Here is a 23,355-nt window from a genome sequence, read left to right on the forward strand (position 1 = left end):
CCTTAAAATCAGTGCATAAGACTTTAAAACCGGTTTAAAATACATATGTCTTCAACTAAACAGAACACCAGGATCAACTTTGGTAAGATCAAACACCTCGCTGAAGCTCCTGACCTGCTGGAAGTGCAGATTCAATCGTTTAAAGACTTCTTTCAATTAGAAACCACTCCCGACAAGCGGAACAACGAAGGTCTGTTTAAGGTGTTTAAGGAAAACTTTCCGATCACCGATACCAGAAATATTTTCGTGCTGGAGTTCCTCGATTATTTTATCGATCCTCCCCGTTACACAATTGAAGAGTGTATGGAGCGCGGACTTACCTACGCAGTTCCATTGAAAGCCAAGTTGCGTCTTAGTTGTAACGACGAAGAGCACGTGGATTTCCAGACCATTGTACAGGATGTTTTCCTTGGAAACATTCCGTACATGACCCCTCGTGGTACCTTTGTAATTAATGGAGCAGAGCGTGTAGTTGTTTCCCAATTGCACCGTTCACCTGGCGTTTTCTTTGGCCAGTCCATCCACCCGAATGGTACCAAAATCTATTCTGCCCGGGTAATTCCTTTCAAAGGAGCCTGGATGGAATTTGCTACCGATATCAATAACGTGATGTATGCCTACATCGATCGTAAAAAGAAGTTCCCTGTAACTACTTTGTTGCGTTCTATTGGCTTCGAAACGGATAAAGATATCCTTGAACTTTTCGGTATGGCCGATGAAGTAAAAGGAGAAAAGAAAGCACTTGATAAATACCTTGGCAAAAAGCTGGCTGCCCGTGTACTTCGTACCTGGGTAGAAGATTTCGTGGATGAAGACACAGGTGAGGTGGTTTCCATCGAGCGGAACGAGGTAGTAATGGAGCGTGATACCATCCTGGATGAAGAAGCGATTGACGTGATCGTGGATATGGATGTAAAGAGCGTATTCCTGCAAAGGGAAGATGTGGGCGGTGATTATGCAATCATCTACAATACCCTTAACAAGGATACATCCAACAGTGAACTGGAAGCGGTTCAGCATATCTACCGCCAGTTACGCGGAGCGGATGCGCCTGATGATGAAACAGCACGTGGTATCATCGACAAACTCTTCTTCTCCGACAAGAGATATGATCTTGGAGAAGTTGGTCGTTACAAAATCAACCGTAAACTGAACCTCGAATATCCACTTGATCATAAAGTTTTGACCAAGGAAGATATCATTGAGATTATCAAATACCTGGTACGTTTAACCAATGGTAAAGCTGAGATCGATGACATCGATCACCTGAGTAACCGTCGGGTTCGTACCGTGGGTGAGCAGTTGTATGCGCAATTCGGTGTTGGTCTGGCTCGTATGGCCCGTACCATCCGCGAGCGTATGAATGTTCGAGATAACGAAGTATTTACGCCGGTTGATCTGATCAATGCGCGTACCCTGTCTTCTGTTATCAACTCTTTCTTTGGAACCAGCCAGTTGTCGCAGTTCCTTGACCAAACCAACCCGCTTTCTGAAATCACGCACAAGCGTCGTATTTCAGCACTCGGACCAGGTGGTTTGAGCCGGGAGCGTGCAGGCTTTGAGGTTCGTGACGTACACTATTCTCACTACGGTCGTCTGTGTACCATCGAAACTCCGGAAGGTCCGAACATTGGTCTGATCTCAACGCTTTGCGTCCACGCAAAGATCAATGAGATGGGCTTTATTGAAACACCTTACCGTAAAGTAGAGAATGGTAAAGTAAACATGAAGGAATTGACCTTCCTGAGTGCTGAAGAAGAAGATACTGCTAAAATTGCCCAGGCAAATACTCCGCTTGCTGCAAATGGTGAGTTCGCTGATGAGAAAATCACCAGCCGTGAAACAGGTGATTTCCCGATTCTCGATAAAACAGAGGTTGAATACATGGACGTTGCACCAAACCAGATTGTTGGTTTGTCAGCTTCCCTGATTCCATTCCTTGAGCATGATGATGCCAACCGTGCCCTGATGGGATCAAACATGCAACGTCAGGCTGTACCGCTTATCAAACCACAGGTTCCCATCGTTGGTACCGGTTTGGAAGCGAAAGCTGCCCGCGATGCGCGTGTTCAGATTCTTTCTGAAGGAAATGGAGTGGTAGAATACGTTGATGGTAATGAAATACATATCCGCTACGATCGGAACGACGAACAGCGTCTGGTAAGCTTCGAAGAAGACCTGATCATCTATAAACTGACCAAATACCAGAAGACCAACCAGGAAACTTCCATTACCCTCAAGCCTGCCGTTAAGAAAGGCCAGCAGGTGAAAGAAGGAGATTTTCTGACAGAAGGATATGCGGTTCAGGGTGGTGAAATTGCACTGGGTCGTAACCTGAAAGTGGCCTTCATGCCATGGAAAGGATACAACTTTGAAGATGCGATCGTAATCAACGAAAAAGTAGTTCGCGAAGATTTATTCACTTCTATTCATATCTCTGAATATGAACTGGAAGTTCGTGATACCAAACTGGGTGAAGAAGAACTGACTCCGGATATTCCAAACGTTTCAGAAGAAGCTACCAAAGACCTCGATGAGCACGGTATAATCCGCATCGGTGCCCAGGTAAAAGAAGGTGATATCCTGATCGGTAAGATCACACCTAAAGGTGAAAGCGATCCTACACCGGAAGAAAAACTGCTTCGTGCCATCTTCGGTGATAAAGCCGGTGATGCAAAAGATGCCTCTCTGAAAGCACCAAACGGTGTGGAAGGGGTGGTAATTGATAAAAAACTTTTCCAGCGTGCGAAGAAAGATAAGAATGCAAAAGTTCGTGAGAAAGCAGCATTGGAGAAAGTAGAAAAAGTGCACGAGAAAAATACAGCAGATCTCCAGGAAGTATTGCTCAGCAAATTACAAACCCTGTTAAAGGAAAAGCCATCTGCCGGTGTTAGCAATAATTTCGGTGAAATGCAGATTGGAAAAGGAGCGAAATTCACTGCCAAAAATCTGGCGGGACTTGACTTCCTGAATATCAATCCGCTTGGCTGGTCTGGTGATGAAAAAATCGATAGCCAGATTAATATTCTGTTGCATAACTACAGCATCAAGTACAACGAAGAACTGGGTCGTTATAAGCGCGAAAAATTCAATATCAGTATCGGTGATGAATTGCCTGCTGGTGTATTGAAACTGGCGAAAGTTTATCTCGCTGTTAAGCGGAAGCTGAAAGTGGGAGATAAAATGGCCGGTCGCCATGGTAACAAAGGTATCGTTGCCAAGATTGTACGTGCAGAAGATATGCCATTCCTCGAAAACGGGGAGCCGGTTGATATCGTACTGAACCCGCTTGGTGTACCTTCCCGTATGAACCTCGGACAGATTTACGAAACTGTACTTGGCTGGGCAGGTGAAAAGCTGAATGTTCGTTTCGCAACACCAATTTTTGACGGTGCATCAACAGACGAAATTGAAGCACATTGCCAGGAAGCAGGTATTCCTATGATGGGGCACACATATCTGTATGATGGTGAAACAGGCGATCGCTTCCACCAGAAAGCAACAGTGGGTATCATTTATATGATCAAGCTGCACCACATGGTGGATGATAAAATGCACGCACGTTCTATCGGACCATACTCTCTTATCACACAACAGCCGCTGGGTGGTAAAGCACAGTTCGGTGGCCAGCGTTTCGGTGAAATGGAAGTGTGGGCACTGGAAGCATATGGTGCATCCAATATCCTGCAGGAATTGTTAACCATTAAATCAGATGATATCATTGGTCGGGCTAAGACTTATGAGGCCATCGTTAAAGGTGACAATATTCCAAGAGCCGGTGTTCCTGAATCATTCAACGTATTGATTCATGAATTGAGAGGTCTTGGTTTAGATCTCAAATTCGATTAAGACAATAGGGTTATAAATTTTAAAGAGGGTACCAAATGGTACCCTCTTTTGCTTTATATTGGGTAACAGCAAAAAAATCAGGTATGGAATTTATTAGGTTGATACGTAATTGGACATTCTTCGTTCCTTTCCTGGCATTGCTATTTTATTTTTTGAAACCTGAAACCTATCCTGCCTGGTATAATCTCATATTAATTGGAGGATTGATCAGTGCCGTATTAGTTGCGGTTCACCATGCAGAAGTGGTGGCACATAAAGTGGGCGAACCTTATGGAACACTGGTGCTCGCAATTGCTGTAACCACCATTGAAGTGGCCTTGATTGTTTCGCTTATTATGGCAGGGGGACCAGGATCCGAAACACTTGCCCGCGATACCATTTTTGCTGCCGTTATGATCATCCTTAATGCTATTACAGGGATTTGTTTACTGGTTGGAGGCATGCGTCACAAGGAGCAAAGTTTCGGTCTGGATGGAATGAGTGCCGGACTGGTTGCGTTGGTCACGATTTGCTTTCTAACAATGGTATTACCTAATTTCACCACCACCCAAACCGGACCAAGTTATTCATCTACCCAGTTGATATTTGTTGGTATCGTTACCCTGGTCATTTATTTAAGTTTTGTATTTGTTCAAACCGTACGACACCGCGATTATTTTCTGCCGGCAATTGGGGAAGAAAACAGTGAAGTGCATGCACCACCTCCGGGCACACAGGAAACATTGATTTCATTGGTATTGCTGCTGCTGTCTTTGGTTGCAGTTGTGCTCCTGGGTAAGTCTTTATCACCTGTTATTGAATCCACTGTTTCTGATTTGGGCGCACCAAAAAGTCTGGTTGGAATTATTATTGCAATGGTAGTACTCATGCCCGAAGGACTGGCAGCCTATCGTGCTGCAATCAATAACAGGTTGCAAACAAGCTTAAACCTGGCATTGGGATCCGCATTGGCGAGTATTGGATTAACCATCCCCGTGGTTGCCGGTGTTTCCATACTGATGAACTTTGATCTGGTCCTGGGGATTGATGCAAAATCTTCTGTATTACTGCTCTTATCACTGCTGATCGTTATGATGTCTCTGCGAACCGGACGTACCAATATCTTACAGGGGATTGTACTGGTGCTTCTGTTTTTTGTTTATCTCTTTGTTACTGTTTTTCCCTGAGCAATTCGTAATTTCCCCTATTCCGTTTAATATATGAAAAGAGTAACCACACTTCTTTTGGCTATAGCATGCACAGCTTTTGCATTTGCTCAATCCAAAAGACCAATTCAGCCGAATGATATCTATAGAATGAAAACAGTATCCGGTCCGCAGGTTTCACCTGATGGAAACTGGATTGTTTATCAGGTAAGATCAGTTGACAGTGCAAAAGATAAATCCTCTTCAGATCTATGGATCAGCAGTTGGGATGGAAAGGAGAATTGGCAACTTACCTACGATGCTTCCGGTGAATCAGCTCCTAAATGGAGTCCGGATGGAAATTATATTTCCTTTCTTGCATCAAGAGGAGGCGATGCGCATAGCCAGCTTTATCTGCTGCCAACCAAAGGTGGAGAGCCGAAAAAGATAACTAAGATAAAAGGATCCATAAGTGAATATGAATGGACCCCTGATGGCCAAAAACTGGTAATGAGTATCCAGGATCCGGATTATTCAGACAGTGCTTCCACTAAAATTAGGAAGCCTTATGTTATTAACCGTTACCAGTTTAAACAGGACCGGGAAGGATACCTGGATAGTGCCGCTACCCATCTTTACCTTTTTGATATCCGTTCAGAAAAACTGGATACACTTACAAGAGGCATTTATTCAGAAACCCAACCAGCCATTTCTCCAGATGGAAAATTACTGGCCTTCGTTAGTAACCGTAGTCCGGTTCCTGATAAAAACGATAACACTGATATTTTTCTGATGGAATTAAAGTCAGGTGCAATAGCCGAACCACTTACCACCTGGAAAGGATCTGACAGTCGCCCTGAATTTAGCCCGGATAGCAAACAGATCGCTTATCTGCAAAGTTCAAGCGATGATGCATTTACCATGTATGGTCATTCTATATTGGGAGTGATTTCGGTTTCGGATAAAAAATCAAAACTGCTTACTACCAAACTTGACCGTCCTGTACAAAATATCCGATGGGAAGCAGATGGAGCGTCTCTGTTGGCGTTGATGGAAGACGATCGTAGAGTGCAGCTAATCCGTATAAACGCTAGTTCAGGTGTAAATGAAACGCTTAGTTCCGGTGATCACAGTATGTATGGAATGGAATATAATTCAAAGCGAAATGCTGTTCTTGCTGTAAGAAGTACACCCGCCCTGCCTGCAGAATTATTTGCATTCGAAGGCAGGGAGTTTCGCCAGCTGACACATCATCAGGATAGCTTTCTGGCCCCCTTGCAATTGCCAATTGTTGAAGGATTTCAATCCACCAGTAAAGATGGTGCAAAAGTGTCCGGTATCTTATACAAGCCACATACCCATCAACCCGGAGAAAAGCTTCCGCTGGTTATTTTTATTCACGGCGGACCGGTTGCACAGGATGAATTTGATTTTGATATGACCAGAATGGTATATGCTGCAGCAGGCTATGCAGTAGCTGCGGTTAACTATAGAGGCAGCAGTGGAAGGGGCGTTAATTTTATTCGGGCTATTTATGGAGACTGGGGGAATAAGGAAGTAATGGATGTAATAGGAGCAGCCAATCATTTGATGGCTGCCGGAATTGCAGATCCTGAGCGTTTGGGGCTCGGTGGCTGGAGTTATGGTGGTATAACGACCAACTACACCATTGCAACGGATACCCGTTTCAAAGCGGCCGTAAGCGGTGCAGGAAGCGCATTGCAATTTAGTCTATATGGAAGTGATCAATATATCTCGCAATATGAAACCGAATTAGGGGTCCCCTGGAAAAATCGCGAAAAATGGCTGGCATTGTCCTATCCTTTTTTTAAGGTTGATAAAATAAAAACACCCACACTCTTTATGGCAAGTGAAAGTGATTTTAATGTACCTGTAACAGGCGCAGAACAAATGTACCAGGCGTTTAAATCGGTTGGAATTCCTACCTCACTGATAATCTACCCGAAACAATACCATGGTATTTCGGTTCCAAGTTACCAGATCGATCGGCTCAACAGACATATAGCCTGGTACAATACCTATCTGAAATAGGTTACATCATGAAATATTTCTGTTCAGGAACAAGTTCCTGCTCAGGCACTTCTTCGGCCAGCATTTGTTTCAGGTTCTTTTCAATACCTGCGGCAATGCTGGTCATAGGGGTGTCTGTAGGCTTATTTTCAAACGGATCCTGCAGGTGAATGGCCATCTTTTCAATAAGAAGGAAGGATGCAGAAATCGCAACAACGAGTGGCACTTCAAACATGCCAAAATACTGGATTACTCCAAATGGAAGTAAAGCAATAAACAACAACAGGGAGAAATGTATATATAAGCTGTAGGTTACAGGAAATACAGTATTCTTAATTCGTTCACATTTGCCCATGCAATCACATAACCGGCTGATTGTTCTATCCAGTTCAACATGCTGATAGGTATTGATCCAGCCTTTGTCCAACGAAACTTTTATATCGCGTGAATGAAGGTCCAATAAGGCAGCCGGTACATTATCAAAGCCCTCTGCATATTCATAGTCTTTTTTGGAAATCCATTTATCCAATCCTTTTAAAGCTGATTTTTTGCGTAGCGATTGTCCCAGTGCATAGTTCCAGGCAATCTGCCGGTTAATCAAACGTTGCCTGAAACGTTGAATATTTTCATCCTCATATAAATTGCTGGTAAAACTGATTACCTGTCTGGATAATGATCTGGAGTCATTGACAATAGCTCCCCAGATATGCCGCGCTTCCCACCAGCGATCATAGGCCTGGTTGCTTCTGAAACCCAGCAATAGAGAAATGATGGTTCCAAGAATCGTTGGAACGGCAATTGGAATGGAAATCCGGGTAATATGATAGTTTTCATATAAAACCGCAATCACAATTGCATAAATCGTGATTAACAGAAGCTCTGTTTTTATTTTCCCCAACACATAAGAGAACGGAATATTTTTTCTTAATAACATGTGATCCGGTTTTGATGATTAGTAGGAAGTGCTCAACTCCGCCTTCAGGCTGGGCGTTTGTTTTGGCTTGCTTACCTGTGCAGTTGGTAATTTCCTTATAACCGGGATCCCTGCATTGTTTATAATGGATGTAGGCTCAATGAATCTTGGATGTGGTTGCAATAATTGAAATCCGTCAGGAAAAAAGATCTGATCAATTTCATTAAACTCGAGGTAGTTGCGAAATACCTGGTTTGTATTTCCATACATGTATTTAAAATAAATATTGCCAATTTTATCGGTATATTTTTCTTTTAATTTCTTGCAACCCTTACGAAAATCTTCATTCATTACCTGTAAATGTGGCTTGTTGCCGGCACCAACAACATCCTGATCAGAGCCAGGCATTTCGAAACTTGCAAATAGTATTATAGTATAACTGGACCCGCCGGATCCTTTTATATACTGTTCTAAAACACCTAATGACTGAGAAGTAAAATCGGTAGGAAATAAAATATTTTTCATGATCAGCATTTTAAACAAAACTAAATAGCTGCCCTTAGAGGCTCTTAAGTGTTGCTTAAAACTTATGTTAGATGATCATAAGAAAATTATAAGAAAATTAGAATGGGCTTAAATTTGTTTAACTGTTTTTATTTACTGGAAGTGTTATTATTACACTTGTTCCAACTGATTGAATAGATTTAACTTCAATATTTCCATGATGTATGCGAATAATATTAAGTGCCAGTGGTAAACCAACTCCATATCCTTCAAATGATTTGGTGTTGCTGGCACGAAAAAATGGTTCAAATACGCGTGAAATCTCATTGGCGGGTATGCCGATTCCGCGGTCGACAATCGTAATTTCAATGAATTGACCAGCCTTGTTTACTCTGAGGTCTACTTTTTCCTGATTTGAATATTTGGCGCCATTTGCTATAATATTGCCCAATGCTAATTTCAATAAAGTTCTAATGCCTTTAATAGATAGTTGTTCGTTGCTTATTATTTCTTCAGCAATATCCAGGTTAAGTTCGGTGCCTTTTATCAGGTTTTTCACGGAAAAGGCAGATTCCTCAATCAATTCCACTACGCCAATTTCCTCCCATTCCTGTTGTTGACCTGTAAAACTAATTTGTGATAAAGAAAGTAACTCAGATGTTATTTTATTCAGGTGATCAGCGTGCTTCTGAATAGAAGTGATGGATTGCTGGTACTCTTCCATGCTTCTGGTTCTGGTTAATGCCCAGTCTGCTTCACCTACAATATTGGTGAGTGGAGTCCTCAACTCATGTGAAGCATTGCTGATAAAATTGTTCTGTGTTTCAAAGGCTGTCTGCAGCCTGTCCAGCATATTGTTAAATGTCTTAGCCAGTTCAGCAATTTCATCACCGCCACCCTTATCTTCCAATCTTAATCCAAGGTTATATGCACTGATATTTTTGGTTCGCTCAATTATATCCCGAACCGGTTCAAATGTTTTTTTGGAGAAGAAGATACTGGTGGTGTAAACAATGATGACAGCTAAAATAAAGGTGGCGATTTTGATGTTTCTAAGATTCTCCAGCGTACTTATGCCGTATTCATTTACCGCAGATTTTATAACGATATAATCACCGGTTTCATCCGGATAGAAAAGGCCGGCAAAATCAATATCTCCTTTATTGAAATAAACGGGTATACCTTTTTGCTGCACAATATTTTGCAGGAAAGAATAGGGTATAAATGTTTTTCTGTCTTTTAGTTTATATATCGTATCCACGCGGAATACATATTCCTTTTCCTGCGTAAGAGTCTCCAGGTATTTCTTTCTTAATTCCTGATAGGTGTTGGTTGTTATATGATCCTGCTCAAATAATACTTTGGTAGCAACAATCACTCTTATTTCCAGCCGTTTAAAAAAATCCCTGCTCACGAAACTTCTGGTAATAAAGTAGGATGTCCAGCTGATTATAAGAATAATAGTAGCTGTAATGATGGTAAACAGAATACCGGTTTTGGTCTGGATTCTCATATCAGGACTCCTTGATTACATAACCCATTCCTACCACTGTGTGTAATAATTTTCTATCAAAGGAATTCTCAATTTTCTTCCGTACATAATTAATATATACATCCACCACATTGGTACTGATGTTAAAATCGATTCCCCAGACATTTTCAAGGATTGTCATCCGCGATAAAACCTTGCCTTTGTTTTTCATAAGAAATTCCAACAAACGGAATTCAGTAGACGTGAGGCTTACCCGTTTACCGTTACGTAAAACCATTTTACTATCCGGATTTAATTCCAGATCAGCTACACGTAAAACATGTGAATCCTCTGCTTGCAGTTGGTTTTTACGACGGGCAAGTGAACGGATTCTGGCCTCCAGTTCAGCAAACTTGAAAGGCTTGGTAAGGTAGTCATCCGCCCCACTATCCAATCCGGTTACAATGTTTTCCGTACTGCTAAGCGCAGTTAACATCAGGATGGGTGTGTCTATCTTGTTATTGCGAAGTCGCTTGCAGAGTTCCAATCCATTCATGCCCGGCAACATAATGTCCAGAATCATAATGTCAAACTCGTTTTTGGTCGCCATTTCATAGCCAATATCTCCATCCGGCGCCAGGCTGATTTTATAGCCCATTTCTGATAATCCCTTGTTGATGAGATTACCCACCGAAATTTCATCCTCCACCAATAACACATTCAGCATAGCAACGATTTTTCAGATTGGGACCAATTTAAATACCTGTTACGAAACTAAACGCTTCTGTGTTTAGATAGTTTAAAATTGGATTAGAACAGATTAGAATCTAATAAGTATGCCTTAAGATCCTCGTATTTATTCCCAATAAGATAAACTTTTTTTGTTTTTGTTAACGTTTCGCCAATTGCATCCGGTACTGGAATCGATTGTTTAATAACTGGCTCCACAACATCCAGAAATTTGATTGGGTGGGCAGTTTCCAGCACTATTCCCTTGTCCTCCGGATGTGCAGTCAGCCAGTTATGCAAGGCATCATAAGCCACAGCTCCATGCGGGTCCAGCAGGTATGAATGCTGATGATAAACAGCATCAATCAGCTCTCTTGTTCTTTCATCACTCGTGCGATAACTTGAAACTACCCCTTTCAATGCCGTAGCATCCTGACCAAAAATTTCCAGGATTCGTACAAAATTGCTGGGATTACCTACATCCATTGCATTGGAAATAGTGGGAATGGCTGGAAGCGGTAAATATTTTCCGGTTTCTAAAAATCTTGGTACAACATCATTTGCATTGCAGGCGGCTATAAAATGAGCCACCGGCAATCCGGCTTTCCATGCCATTAATCCAGCACAGATATTGCCAAAATTTCCACTTGGTACACTAATTACCGGTGGTCGTTGATCCTTCCACTGTTGCAGGGCAAAGAAATAATAAAACTGTTGCGGCAACCAGCGGGCAACATTTATGGAGTTGGCAGAAGTAAGAAAAATAGCTTTAGTAAGTTCCTGATCTTTAAATGCCTGTTTCACCATGTGCTGGCAATCATCAAAATTACCTTGCACTTCCAGTGCATGGATATTATCACCGAATGTGGTTAGTTGTTTTTCCTGTACTGAACTTACTTTTCCCGATGGATAAAGTATTATCACCCGCACTCCATCTACTTGGTGGAATCCACTGGCAACTGCACCTCCGGTATCGCCTGAAGTAGCAACCAGCACTGTGATTGGTTCCTTTTTTTCCTGTGCAAAATGACCCAGGCATCGGCTCATGAACCGGGCTCCGATATCTTTAAATGCAAGGGTTGGCCCATGAAATAGTTCTAGTGAATAATAGTGATCGTGGATCTTTTTTAAGGGTATCGGAAAATCAATTGTTTCAGATACAATTTCGCGTAGCCTGTTTTCAGGAATGGTATCACCTACATACGGTTGAATTACCTGAAAGGCAATTTCTTCTCTTGATAAGCTTTCCAGGCGCGATATTATTTCGGCCGGTAGCTGCGGTATCCGCTCTGGAAAATACAGTCCACCATCCGGCGCCTGCCCCTGTATGGTAGCAGTTTTGAAATCAACACTTGGCGACTGGTGGTGGAGACTATTAAAAAACATAATGGGAAAGTAAAAATTAAAAAAATAAAAATTAAAAAGTAAAATCCAGGAAGAAATACCAGGAAGTAAAATTCGGTATGTAAAAAGTAACGAAAACTCCCTTTTCACTTTTGACCTCTCACCTTTCACCTCTCACCTACCTCGCATCCCTTATTATTTATTTCGGTTACATACACTTTAGAATCGATACCAATGGAATCAAATACATCCTTCATAATGGTAGCGATGTCAGTTGCCGTATCTGCTTCTTTGCTGAGCATAAAAATAGACGGACCGGAACCACTTATTCCTCCACCCAATGCTCCGGCATCGCGACTTGCTTTTTTAACTTCATCAAAACCGGGAATCAGGATGCTTCGAACTGGTTCAATAATGACATCTTCAAGGGATCGCCCAATCAACTCATAATCCGCCTGAAGAAATCCGGCTACCAGTCCGGCAATATTTCCCCATTGACGAATGGCATCCTTCAACAAAACTTCCTTACGAAGAATTTGCCTTGCATCAGAAGTACGAACTTCAATTTGCGGATGCACCACAGTTACATGCAGGGGAGGGGCAGAAAGCTGAATTATATCCAGCGGAAATATAGAACGGATTAATGTAACTCCACCAAGGATACAGGGGGTAATATTATCGGCATGTTTTACCCCACTTGCAACCTTTTCGCCTGCCATTGCAAATCGAACCAGATCTTTGTTTTGGAAAGGTTTACCCAATAAATAATTGGCACCTACAACCGCACCTGCCGAACTTGCCGCACTTGATCCTAATCCGCTTCCCGGTTTAATTTTTTTGGTAATACTTATTTCTATACCAACTGGTTCTTCTATTGCATGTAACAGGTCCAATAAAGCTGCACCGGCTACATTCTGTGCCGGATCGGAGGGCAGTTTGTATTCATCTGTATGATGGATTCGGATACCGGGCTCGCGACTTAATCGCATGTTAATGCTATCTGCCGGATCTTTTAATGCCATTCCCAGGATATCGAATCCGCAGACAAGATTGGCAACTGTAGCGGGACAGGTAACTTCAATATCCCGATCAAAAATTGGTTCAATGCGTTGTTTTATTTGCATCTTGGTAGAATTCTCAGGTTAATGTGGCTCTTAAAATATCAGCAAATACACCGGAAGCGGTAACATCCGCACCTGCACCTGCCCCTTTAATTACCATGGGTTGTTCTGGATATCGTTCAGTATAAAAAAGTACGATATTATCCTTGCCATATAAATGAAACAAATCATGGCCGGGCGCAATTTGTTGCAATCCTACTTCTGCTTTCCCATTATGAAATGCTGCAACAAACTTTAGTTTATTTCCGTTTTTATTGGCTTCAGTAAAAATCGATTTGAAATGATCTTCTTCTTTCAGCATGCTGGCATAAAAATCTTCAACAGATCCTTCCATACAGGAAGCCGGTAAAAAACGGTGATTGATAATGGTGTCCATTTCCAGTTGTTCCCCAGCTTCCCTTGCCAGAATCATGATTTTTCGCATTACATCGGTTCCGCTTAAATCAAGCCGCGGGTCAGGCTCCGTATAGCCTTCTTCCTGCGCTTTACGAACAATCTCGGCAAAAGGAAGGGTTCCGTCATAATGATTGAATACATAATTCAGCGTACCGCTAAGAACGGCTTCAATCCTGTTTACTTTATCCCCGCTTTTCAGGAGGTCATTTAATGTTCCGATAACCGGTAGTCCGGCTCCAACATTTGTTTCAAATAAGAAACTGGTATTATTACTTCTTGCTTTGTCTTTTAATTCGCGGTAATAAGAATAAGGGGAGGAGCAGGCGATTTTATTACAGGCAACCACGGCACAACTTTTCTCTAATAACCTGGGGTAAACACCTGCTACAAGATCACTCGCTGTAATATCTACAAATACTGTATTTCTTAGATTCCGTTCGATAATTCCATCAACAAAATCATCAATTGTTCCTTCTGATCCGGAATCCAGCAGGTTTTTCCAGTTTGATAAATCAATAGCGTCATCACTGATCAGGAATTTTTTTGAATTAGCCAGACCAACTACCCGCAATTGCAATCGGTTATGATGTAATAAATATTGTTGCTGCTGATACACCTGTTGCAATAAACGGCTGCCCACATTACCAACTCCGCTAATAAACAGATTTACCTGCTTGAGGCTGGTTTCGAAAAATTCTTCATGTAATAGATTGATGGCCTTCCTTACATCTGATGTGGAAATAACTGCTGATATATTCCGCTCAGAAGAACCCTGTGCAATAGCACGAACATTTACACCATTTCTTCCTAAAGCACCAAACAGTTTCCCACTTATTCCGGGATGACTTTTCATTTGTTCTCCTACCAGGGCCACAATAGAAAGTCCCTTTTCAATTTCAAGCGGTTCAACTTTTTGGAGACTGATTTCAGGTGCAAAGGCTTCATCCACCGATTTTTTTGCTTTTTCAGCCGCCGATTCATCCACTCCAACACAAATAGAATGTTCGGACGAACCCTGGGTAATCAATATGACATTGATCTGTTCTGCTGAAAGCGCTTCAAACAGTCTGCGGGAGAAACCAGGTACACCCACCATACCACTGCCTTCCAGACTCAAAAGGGCCAGCTTGCTGATACTTGAAATACCTCTTACCGGATTGCCATTCCGGTAGCCTTCCTGTTGAATACAGGTTCCGGGATCCATGGGGGCAAAGGTGTTTTTTATCCATACAGGAATCTGTTTATTCATTACCGGCTGAATGGTAGGAGGATAAATTACTTTTGCCCCAAAATGGGATAATTCCATTGCCTCCTGATAAGATATGGTTGGAATTACTTTTGCATTTGGAACCCACCGGGGATCTGCTGTCATCATACCACTTACATCTGTCCAGATTTCCAGTTCCTGCGCATCAAGGCAGGCAGCTGCAATTGCGGCAGTATAATCTGATCCACCCCGACCAAGCGTTGTAGTAATACCCTCCGGATTAGCTGCTATAAAACCGGGCATTACGATATGATCTGTTGCCAATTCCTGTTTTGCAGCCTGTAACAAGGCAGATGTGCTGCTGAAGTTAACGGTGGCGTTTCCAAAATCGGAATTGGTCCGAATTAATTTTCGGCTATCCCACCAGGTAGTGGCAATCCCTTTTGACTGAAAAGCTGCTGCTATTACCTGGGAAGAAATCAATTCTCCATAACTCACTAATTTATCTTTGGTTCTTGCGGTAGTTTCACCCAACAGGAATATGCCGGTGCATAGGTCCTCCACTTCATTGCAGAGTTTTTTAACGGCACTCAAATAACTGCTTTGCTGCTGTATCGGGATTAATTGTTTTACCGCATTCAGGTGCCTCCCTGTCAATTGCTGAATCAATTCCTTGTACTGCTCATCTCCCTGGGAAGCCATCTGCCCGCATAGCAGTAAGCTGTCCGTAGTGCCGCCAAATGCGGATACTACCGTTATTACTGTGTTTTTTTTGAGTTTCTCTGAAACGATGGCGATAACTTTCTGAATAGCTTCCGGACTGCCTACTGAGGTGCCGCCGAATTTTAATACCTGCATAAATTGGATAAAAAGGATAAACAAACTTGATTGGGAGTATCAGGCAAACCCTGATAGAAAACAGCCCGAAGGCCCATGGCATAATATGGTGCTATACAACCCTTAACGGGTTGTAATAATTGTTGTAGTGGTTGTGGTGGAAGCCACAAGCCATGAACCGGAATGATATATAGAAAGCGATGCCATTATTATTCGGGCATGAAATTAACATTCGTAGATTTTATAACAAGCGTTAGTTTGATTTTTTTTTAGTGAACCCGGGATCGCCCTTAAAGTGCGCCTGATTTGGTATATTCATGGCTCGATTGCTGCCTATAACCAACGAATAAATAATTCCATATGGCCAATATTGACCCGGCAGCCCTTCAACAGTTTAAGAGTGAAGTTGCGCTGAAGTTTCAATTGTATAACAGTCTTTTTACGTCACTGCCTTTTCACCGGGTAGAAAAAACCGGAATCCTGCTTTCTGTTTTACTGAATGTTTGTGAGGAAGGATATAAAAAGAAAAAGAGTCCTTTACAGATTCTGGATGAGTTTTTTGCAAGTCATACCAGTTTTAGGACAGAACAGGAAAGAACGGATCTCTTGTTTCGGTTCGTTCAATATGTGGAACGTCAGGTTGTGCTTTTTGATGCACTCGAAGATGCTGCATTCAGTAAAATCAATGATTTTTCCGGTCCGGGTACCCTGAAACAGCTCATCTCATTTTTGCAACAACAGGATGTTGACAAAGCTGATCTCGTAAAAGATCCTTTTTGTGTGCGGATGGTGCTGACAGCTCACCCAACCCAGTTTTATCCCGGATCTGTTTTGGGCATTATCCACGATTTATCAAAAGCATTACAGGAAAATAATACTTCACTCGTAAATAGTTACCTGCAGCAATTGGGTAAAACACCCTTCTTCAAGAAACAAAAACCAACGCCATATGATGAGGCAACCAGTTTGATCTGGTACCTGGATAATGTATTTTATCCGGCGGTCGGTAAAATATTATCCTATGCATCCAGTGAGCTGGCTGGGAAATTAAATAGTGAGCAACCGCTGTTGCATATGGGCTTCTGGCCTGGTGGTGATCGTGACGGAAATCCATTCGTCACATCTGAAACAACGCTACAGGTAGCCACAGCATTGCGCAATAGTATTATCAAACAATACTATCTTGATGTGCGCCGGTTGAAACGCCGGCTTACCTTTAAGGAAACAGACCAGTTGATTGCGGATCTTGAAAAGCAATTATTTAATGAAGTTTTCGGAACACAGCCAACCCGAAATTTAAGTGCTGCAGAAATGATTCAGCAATTGCAGCAGGTTCGTGATACCATCGTACTTCAGCACAATGGATTATTTGCTGATCGGGTAGATAACCTGATACAAAAGATCCGGGCATTCGGCCTGTTTTATGCTTCCCTGGATGTTCGCCAGGATAGTTCTGTTCATGAATCCTTCTTTGATGCAATTTCTGAGCAGGGAGATTTTTTCCCCGCCCTCTATACCAGCTTGACTCCAAAACAAAAACTGGAAAGTCTGGCTGCTCTGCCGGAACTTAAATCAAAACCCGTATTCAAAGTTCCTGTTCATCAGGATACCCTGGAATCTGTAAATGCAATTGCCAGGATTCAACAGGAAAACGGGGAAATTGGTTGTCATCGTTATATAATCAGTCATTGTACAAGTGCTGCCAATGTAATGGAAGTATATGGACTCTTTTTGTTAGGCGGATGGAAGAAAGAATCAATGAATATAGATATTGTTCCACTCTTCGAAACCATTGATGATCTTCAACAGGCTGGTGAAATTATGGAAACGCTTTATCAGTTACCTGCCTATAAATCACATTTGCAATTAAGAAAAAACAGGCAAACTATTATGCTGGGCTTTTCTGATGGCACCAAAGATGGTGGTTATCTGATGGCCAATTACAGCATCTTACAGGCTAAAAAAGCACTCACAGCACTTTCGGAAAAGTATGAGGTAGATGTGCTTTTCTTTGATGGCAGGGGAGGTCCGCCTGCACGGGGGGGTGGAAAAACTCATAAGTTTTATGCTTCCATGGGTAAAGATGTATCAAGCAAGGAAATTCAATTAACCATACAGGGACAAACGATCAGTTCCAATTTCGGAACCATTGATGCGGCACAGTTTAATATGGAGCAACTCCTGAATGCCGGGTTGACTGCAGCGGTTAAACATAGCACGAAACCAACATTGGATGACGAACAGGAGTCCTTATTAATGCAGCTTGCCAAAGATGGTTTTACAGCCTATTCAAAATTAAAGAATAATCCAGCTTTTCTGGATTATCTCTCTCATGCAAGTGCACTTCGTTTTTATGCAGCCACCAATATCGGTTCAAGACCTGCAAAACGGGGTTCTGCAACCCGTCTTAGCTTAAGTGATCTCCGGGCAATCCCCTTTGTTGGAGCATGGAGTCAGTTGAAACAGAATGTTACTGGTTATTATGGAGTTGGAACCGCTTTACAACAAGCAGAGCAACGGGGCGATTGGAAAAAAGTGAAGGAAATGTACCAGCATTCCCTTTTCTTTAAAACACTCATGGATAATTGCGAAATGGCAATGCTGAAATGTTATTTCCCACTCACCAGCCATCTTGCAGACCATAAGGAATTTGGAGAAATCTGGCACATGATTTACAGCGAATATGAGCGAACCCGGAAATACGTATTGCTCTTATCAGGCAAATCCGAACTGATGGCAGATTATCCGGTGGAACAATTATCCGTTTCCATGCGCGAAAGGATCGTGTTGCCACTTACTACCATTCAGCAATATGCGATTACCCGTGTCCGCGAACTTGAAGCAAGCGGTATTCAGCAACCCGGAGCAGCAGATATGAAAGCAACCTATGAGAAACTGGTGATGCGCTGTTCTTTTGGAATCATTAATGCTGGAAGAAATTCGGCATAAGAAGGTGAAATGTGAAAGGTGAGAGGTGAAATGAGAGGTGAGAGGTGAAATAAGAGGTGAGAGGTTAGGAAACTTCTCCGAGTTTTGTTCAGAAATTTGAAAACATGATAAAGGAACCTGAGGCAGATGTCTCAGGTTCCTTTATTTTAAAATATAGCAATGAGAATGGTGAATGGTGAATGGGTGAATAGGTGAATAGGTGAATGGTGAAACCCTCCTCCCTTCTCCTTTTCCTCCGTTGTCTCCCTTTTCTCCTTTGTCTCCTTTGTCTCCCAAAAAAATAGTCCCCCGTAGAAACGGGGGACGCTCAACGATTGCTTGCCATATGTGAAACAGAGATTAGAAGCTATAGATAGCTGCCAGCAGGAAACTTCCGGCTGTTTTCTTGCCGCTACCATTGGCATCGGTATAAATTTCTTCACTTGCATTTTCCATCCTGAATTCAGGAATGAATGTAAGTCCACCAACTTTGAAATTTGCTGAGAGGGTTGTAGCAAATAAGCTTGCACCATCTGCAACATTGGTTGGGATTTTGAATTGATTTTTGTCGCTGAAATATTCCCCTCTTAATGTCAGGCCGAACCAGGGTTTAGGGTCTAGGTTCAAATAGAGGGCAGATCCCCACCAGGATTTTCCACTTTGGTTTTTCTCTCCATCCCATGTTTGAGTGGTATTAACGGTTCCATTATAACCAATGCTGAATGCATCTGAAATACTCGCTGTCATAACCAGGTCAAACTGGTTGGTTTTTGAAGTATCGGGATTTTTACCGCCTACATAGTTCAGGTAGAATTTCAGGTTGTCGCTTGCTGCAAAACTATATTGAGCAAGGAGGAATTTACGATTGATCTGCTCAGCAGGGGGAATGCGGTAATCGGTCGCATTGGAAACACCAATCATAAATCCGCTTTTTCCTTTTGAAACTTCCGCTTTTAAACCTGTATGAGAAAATGGACCATTGGAGAACATATAGGACATGCTATAGTTTCTGTTCAATTGTGGGTCAACCAGCTCATATCCTACATGGGTTGCCCAGGTCCCTGCAGTCAATTTTAACCAATCAGCAGGAGAGTAGCTGATATATAATTGTTTGATAGCCTGTGTAATTCCCTCATCTGCATAAGAGAAATCTCTGGCACGGGGACCGAATCCCAGATCCAGCACAACGCCTATTTTATCGCCCTGATGTTCAGCTTTCAGGCTGGCCATGCCAAGAGAAAAAGCATTGTGGGTATTGGTGAAACTGGTCCGGTTATTACCAACCTGTTTACCAAAATCATAACGATAATAAAAATCAGCTGAACCAGAAAAACTTATAAGTGGTTTTTTTTCTTCAGGAGCTGCTACTGTAGCTTCAGTTGCAGGTTCGGATGTGGCAGACTCAGCAGTCTGGGCGTAGGAAAGCGTTATGCACGATAGTGCTATACCTGTTGCAAATAATTTTTGTAACATTGTGTAACATTTTAGGTGTTAAGGGAAAGGGTACGGCGATAAACTTGTATCAGAAGTTTGTCAATATGCTGTACCTTTTTCTAATTTTTGCCTATTCTCGTATCAGAAGAAATGGGCAGTTAGTTTTGGTTAATTAAATTTCGGAAAGCTCTTCTTCTTTCATTTTACCATTATTGTGTACCAGCAAAGTTCCCTGCAGGTATTTTTCATTGTGCTGAGTAGCATCCAGTCCCAATTCTTCTTCCTCAGAGCTTACACGCAAAGGCAACAGGAAGTTGATGAATTTGAAGATGATGTAGGATACAACAAAGCTATAGGTAACTGCAATTACCATGGCTTTCAGCTGAGTCAGGAAAAACGCACCGTTTCCGTAGAAAAGGCCATCTTGTCCGGCTCCATTTACAGCGGTTGTTGCAAATACACCGGTCATCAGCATTCCAACCATACCACCTACACCGTGACAAGGAAATACATCCAGTGTATCATCCAGTGAAGATTTTTGTTTGTAGTAAACAACTACATTAGATATGAGGGCTGCTACAACACCGATGAAGATACTTTGCGGAATTCCTACAAAGCCTGCTGCAGGAGTAATAGCCACGAGACCAACCACTGCACCGATACAGAATCCGATTACGGATGGTTTTTTTCCACGCATAACATCAAAGAACATCCAGCTACAACCTGCAGCACCTGCAGCTATATTTGTTGTAATAAAAGCTGATACAGCCAATGCGTTGGCACCTAATGCAGAACCGGCATTGAAACCAAACCAACCGAACCATAGTAATCCGGTTCCTATCAAAACGTACGGAATATTTGCAGGTGGAATTTCTTTATGATCCATATGAACCTGACGACGTTTCAGAACGAGGGCTCCAGCAAGGGCAGCACAGCCGGCTGAAATATGTACCACTGTACCACCGGCAAAATCAAGGGCTCCCATTTTAAACAGGAATCCATCTGCATGCCAGCTCATATGCGCCAATGGAGCATATACCAAAACAGCAAAAAGACAAATAAATAAGATATAGGATGTAAAACGTATCCTTTCTGCTACCGCTCCAACTACCAGTCCGGGTGTAATTATCGCAAACATCAATTGGAATACGGCAAAAAGAGATTTTGGAATTCCTCCAACTGGTTCACCACTGTTCACACCTTTCCAGAACATGTGGGTAAAGGGGTTTCCAATAAAACCTCCGATGGATTCTCCGAAACAAAGGCTGTATCCGAAAAATACCCATAATACACTAACAACACCTGCAGCTACCACACTTTTGATCATAGTGGAGATTACATTCTTACGATGTACCATCCCGCCATAGAAAAAAGCCAGGCCGGGAGTCATCAAAAATACAAGGGCAGATGCTACGAGGATCCAGGCAATGTCCGCTCCGTTATAAACTTTGTCGGGGTCAGCAAAATCTGCTACGGTTGGTGTGAAAAGCGCCGCAACAGACACAGCAGCGAGAACCAGAAAGGGGGCTACCTGTTTGATCGTCAGTTTACTCATTTCAGTTGGTTTTAATAATATTAAGAAAATAATAACTATAAACTATTTAACTAAAGTAGATATTAAAATGATATTATTCAGTCTAATATATACACATATAAAAAATATTAATGTTATTTAGAGTCCCCCAGTAAGACCTATTTTGAAGCAAGCTGAACAAGGATTTTATTTTTGTTCAAAAATTATTGTTAATCAATTAGTTATGTTTGTAAATTTCAACTATACCATTCATGTTTCTTTTTCTGTAGAAAAATTAAAGTCTAAGTTATATTATTTAAAAATTTTGAGCTTAAAATAAAAAAAGCGGCATTAAGCCGCTTTTTAATTAATATGTAATAAATGTATAATTCGATTAGAGTGCCATCGATAGCATGGCATCCTTTGTTTCGAGTACCGATTGTCCCATCAGGTATTCATCGCATTTGCGGGCACATTCCCTTCCTTCACTGATTGCCCAAACAACCAGACTTTGCCCCCGACGCATATCTCCCGCAGTAAAAACTTTTGGAATATTTGTTTGATATGCTTTTTCAGTAGCCCGGACATTTCCCCGCTCATCCAGTTCAACTCCCATTTCTTCCAATAACCCTTTATGTTGCGGATGTAAAAAGCCCATGGCAAGAAATGCCATTTCACAGGGGATTTCCCGAACACTTCCTTCGATTTCTTTAAATTGAGCCGGACGACCATCTGCTCCTGAGGTCCATTCCAGATCAACAATCTGCAATGCTTTCAGATTTCCGTTCTCATCTCCAATAAAGGATTTGGTTGCAATTGCCCACTGACGTTCGCAACCTTCTTCATGCGAAGTAGACGTTTTTAATACCATTGGATAAGATGGCCAGGGCATAAAATCGGTTCTGCTTTCTGGTGGTTTTGGTAACAATTCAAACTGAGTTACCGATTTTGCACCATGACGATTGGAAGTGCCTACACAATCACTGCCGGTATCTCCACCTCCAATAACCACCACATTTTTTCCGGTTGCAAGTAATTGTTCCGCATTGATATTGCTCTCAATTTCTTTAAATGCCAGCGGATCTGCGTTGTAATTGCGTTTATTCTGTTGCTTAAGAAAATCCATGGCAAAATGAACTCCTTTCAGCTCCCGGCCTGGAATTGCCAAATCACGCGGAACAGTGGAACCTCCTGCTAAAACAATGGCCTGGTATTCTCTGAGCAAATCATTCACCCGTACATTAACACCAACATTTGAATGACATTTGAAAACAACCCCTTCTTCCTCCATCAGGGCAACTCTTCTTTCGATTACCCATTTTTCCAGTTTGAAATCAGGAATTCCGTAACGTAAGAGTCCCCCTGGCTTTTCATCCCGCTCATAAACAGTTACCTGATGTCCCGCATAGTTCAATTGAGCTGCAGCAGCCATGCCAGCCGGACCTGATCCTATCACAGCTACTTTTTTACCGGTACGAAGACTGATTTTACGTGGCTTCACTAAACCTTTTTGAAAAGCAATCTCAATAATATGCTTCTCAATTTCTTCGATGGTGATGGCTGGTTGGTTGATACCTAATACACAGGCGGTTTCGCAGGGAGCCGGACAAATACGCCCGGTGAATTCCGGAAAATTATTGGTAGAGCTTAAAATATCATAAGCTTCTTCCCAGTTCTTCCGATATACTGCATCGTTGAACTCAGGTATTACATTACCTAAAGGACATCCACTGTGACAAAAAGGAATTCCGCAATTCATACAGCGGGATGCCTGTTTATTTAATTGTTCATCCGAATACGGTTGAATAAATTCTTTATAATCTTTCACGCGTTCTTCTACTGGTCGCTTGCCTGGCAACTCGCGTGTGAACTCCATAAATCCGGTTGGCTTACCCATATGTCTTACTCAGTTAAATTTGGTTCTAAATTTTGTTTTCACCTTTCTCCTACACTT

General features: G+C 42.1%; 14 protein-coding genes. 4 read left to right on the forward strand and 10 right to left on the reverse strand.

Features of this window, described 5'->3' with window-relative positions:
- Window positions 1–45 precede the first annotated feature (45 nt).
- The 3 genes from rpoB (at window position 46) to B2746_RS09450 (ending at window position 7,025) form a co-directional block, all read left to right on the forward strand.
- Window positions 46–3,849 carry a DNA-directed RNA polymerase subunit beta gene (rpoB, locus tag B2746_RS09440; RefSeq protein ID WP_290792671.1) on the forward strand — a complete coding sequence of 1,268 codons (3,804 nt, stop codon included), beginning with the start codon at window positions 46–48 and terminating at the stop codon, window positions 3,847–3,849.
- Window positions 3,850–3,932: 83 nt separating this feature from the next.
- Window positions 3,933–5,015 (forward strand): calcium:proton antiporter, encoded by a 1,083-nt coding sequence (locus tag B2746_RS09445; protein ID WP_290792673.1) that lies wholly within the window; start codon window positions 3,933–3,935, stop codon window positions 5,013–5,015.
- A gap of 33 nt (window positions 5,016–5,048) precedes the next feature.
- Complete coding sequence (locus B2746_RS09450) at window positions 5,049–7,025, forward strand: S9 family peptidase (protein ID WP_290792675.1); 1,977 nt, start codon at window positions 5,049–5,051, stop codon at window positions 7,023–7,025.
- Window position 7,026: 1 nt separating this feature from the next.
- On the opposite strand, the gene B2746_RS09455 is transcribed toward B2746_RS09450, so the two are convergent.
- From B2746_RS09455 to thrA, 7 genes are all read right to left on the reverse strand, one after another.
- Window positions 7,027–7,938 carry a bestrophin family protein gene (locus tag B2746_RS09455; protein ID WP_290792677.1) on the reverse strand — a complete coding sequence of 304 codons (912 nt, stop codon included), beginning with the start codon at window positions 7,936–7,938 and terminating at the stop codon, window positions 7,027–7,029.
- A gap of 18 nt (window positions 7,939–7,956) precedes the next feature.
- Complete coding sequence (locus tag B2746_RS09460) at window positions 7,957–8,442, reverse strand: hypothetical protein (RefSeq protein WP_290792679.1); 486 nt, start codon at window positions 8,440–8,442, stop codon at window positions 7,957–7,959.
- Between the two features lie 118 nt (window positions 8,443–8,560).
- The gene (locus tag B2746_RS09465) at window positions 8,561–9,934 is read right to left on the reverse strand and encodes a sensor histidine kinase (RefSeq protein WP_290792681.1); all 1,374 of its coding nucleotides are present in this window, start codon (window positions 9,932–9,934) and stop codon (window positions 8,561–8,563) included.
- A gap of 1 nt (window position 9,935) precedes the next feature.
- Complete coding sequence (locus B2746_RS09470; protein WP_290792683.1) at window positions 9,936–10,619, reverse strand: response regulator transcription factor; 684 nt, start codon at window positions 10,617–10,619, stop codon at window positions 9,936–9,938.
- Window positions 10,620–10,702: 83 nt separating this feature from the next.
- Window positions 10,703–12,007 (reverse strand): threonine synthase, encoded by a 1,305-nt coding sequence (gene thrC, locus B2746_RS09475; protein ID WP_290792685.1) that lies wholly within the window; start codon window positions 12,005–12,007, stop codon window positions 10,703–10,705.
- 125 nt (window positions 12,008–12,132) lie between these two features.
- Window positions 12,133–13,089 carry a homoserine kinase gene (locus tag B2746_RS09480; protein WP_290792687.1) on the reverse strand — a complete coding sequence of 319 codons (957 nt, stop codon included), beginning with the start codon at window positions 13,087–13,089 and terminating at the stop codon, window positions 12,133–12,135.
- 13 nt (window positions 13,090–13,102) lie between these two features.
- Window positions 13,103–15,547 (reverse strand): bifunctional aspartate kinase/homoserine dehydrogenase I, encoded by a 2,445-nt coding sequence (gene thrA / locus B2746_RS09485; RefSeq protein ID WP_290792689.1) that lies wholly within the window; start codon window positions 15,545–15,547, stop codon window positions 13,103–13,105.
- A 339-nt stretch (window positions 15,548–15,886) separates the two neighbouring features.
- On the opposite strand from thrA, the gene B2746_RS09490 reads away from it, so the two are divergent.
- Window positions 15,887–18,475, forward strand: a complete 2,589-nt coding sequence (locus B2746_RS09490; protein ID WP_290792691.1) for a phosphoenolpyruvate carboxylase — start codon at window positions 15,887–15,889, stop codon at window positions 18,473–18,475.
- A gap of 339 nt (window positions 18,476–18,814) precedes the next feature.
- On the opposite strand, the gene B2746_RS09495 is transcribed toward B2746_RS09490, so the two are convergent.
- The 3 genes from B2746_RS09495 to B2746_RS09505 all read right to left on the reverse strand — a co-directional run bounded on the left by B2746_RS09495 (window position 18,815) and on the right by B2746_RS09505 (window position 23,298).
- Complete coding sequence (locus tag B2746_RS09495; RefSeq protein WP_290792693.1) at window positions 18,815–19,927, reverse strand: outer membrane beta-barrel protein; 1,113 nt, start codon at window positions 19,925–19,927, stop codon at window positions 18,815–18,817.
- A gap of 133 nt (window positions 19,928–20,060) precedes the next feature.
- Window positions 20,061–21,443 (reverse strand): ammonium transporter, encoded by a 1,383-nt coding sequence (locus tag B2746_RS09500; RefSeq protein ID WP_290792695.1) that lies wholly within the window; start codon window positions 21,441–21,443, stop codon window positions 20,061–20,063.
- Window positions 21,444–21,795: 352 nt separating this feature from the next.
- The gene (locus tag B2746_RS09505; RefSeq protein ID WP_290792697.1) at window positions 21,796–23,298 is read right to left on the reverse strand and encodes a glutamate synthase subunit beta; all 1,503 of its coding nucleotides are present in this window, start codon (window positions 23,296–23,298) and stop codon (window positions 21,796–21,798) included.
- Window positions 23,299–23,355 lie beyond the last annotated feature (57 nt).

The sequence above is a fragment of the Flavihumibacter sp. UBA7668 genome (assembly GCF_002483205.1).
In the GTDB taxonomy this organism is placed as follows: domain Bacteria; phylum Bacteroidota; class Bacteroidia; order Chitinophagales; family Chitinophagaceae; genus Flavihumibacter.

Coding starts and splice junctions, on each gene's coding strand:
- B2746_RS09470 (WP_290792683.1), bottom strand. CDS start 10,619: ATGCTGAATGTGTTATTGGTGGAGGATGAAATTTCGGTGGGTAATCTC.
- B2746_RS09460 (WP_290792679.1), bottom strand. CDS start 8,442: ATGAAAAATATTTTATTTCCTACCGATTTTACTTCTCAGTCATTAGGT.
- B2746_RS09450 (WP_290792675.1), top strand. CDS start 5,049: ATGAAAAGAGTAACCACACTTCTTTTGGCTATAGCATGCACAGCTTTT.
- B2746_RS09490 (WP_290792691.1), top strand. CDS start 15,887: ATGGCCAATATTGACCCGGCAGCCCTTCAACAGTTTAAGAGTGAAGTT.
- B2746_RS09445 (WP_290792673.1), top strand. CDS start 3,933: ATGGAATTTATTAGGTTGATACGTAATTGGACATTCTTCGTTCCTTTC.
- thrA (WP_290792689.1), bottom strand. CDS start 15,547: ATGCAGGTATTAAAATTCGGCGGCACCTCAGTAGGCAGTCCGGAAGCT.
- B2746_RS09455 (WP_290792677.1), bottom strand. CDS start 7,938: ATGTTATTAAGAAAAAATATTCCGTTCTCTTATGTGTTGGGGAAAATA.
- thrC (WP_290792685.1), bottom strand. CDS start 12,007: ATGTTTTTTAATAGTCTCCACCACCAGTCGCCAAGTGTTGATTTCAAA.
- B2746_RS09465 (WP_290792681.1), bottom strand. CDS start 9,934: ATGAGAATCCAGACCAAAACCGGTATTCTGTTTACCATCATTACAGCT.
- rpoB (WP_290792671.1), top strand. CDS start 46: ATGTCTTCAACTAAACAGAACACCAGGATCAACTTTGGTAAGATCAAA.
- B2746_RS09500 (WP_290792695.1), bottom strand. CDS start 21,443: ATGAGTAAACTGACGATCAAACAGGTAGCCCCCTTTCTGGTTCTCGCT.
- B2746_RS09495 (WP_290792693.1), bottom strand. CDS start 19,927: ATGTTACAAAAATTATTTGCAACAGGTATAGCACTATCGTGCATAACG.
- B2746_RS09505 (WP_290792697.1), bottom strand. CDS start 23,298: ATGGGTAAGCCAACCGGATTTATGGAGTTCACACGCGAGTTGCCAGGC.
- B2746_RS09480 (WP_290792687.1), bottom strand. CDS start 13,089: ATGCAAATAAAACAACGCATTGAACCAATTTTTGATCGGGATATTGAA.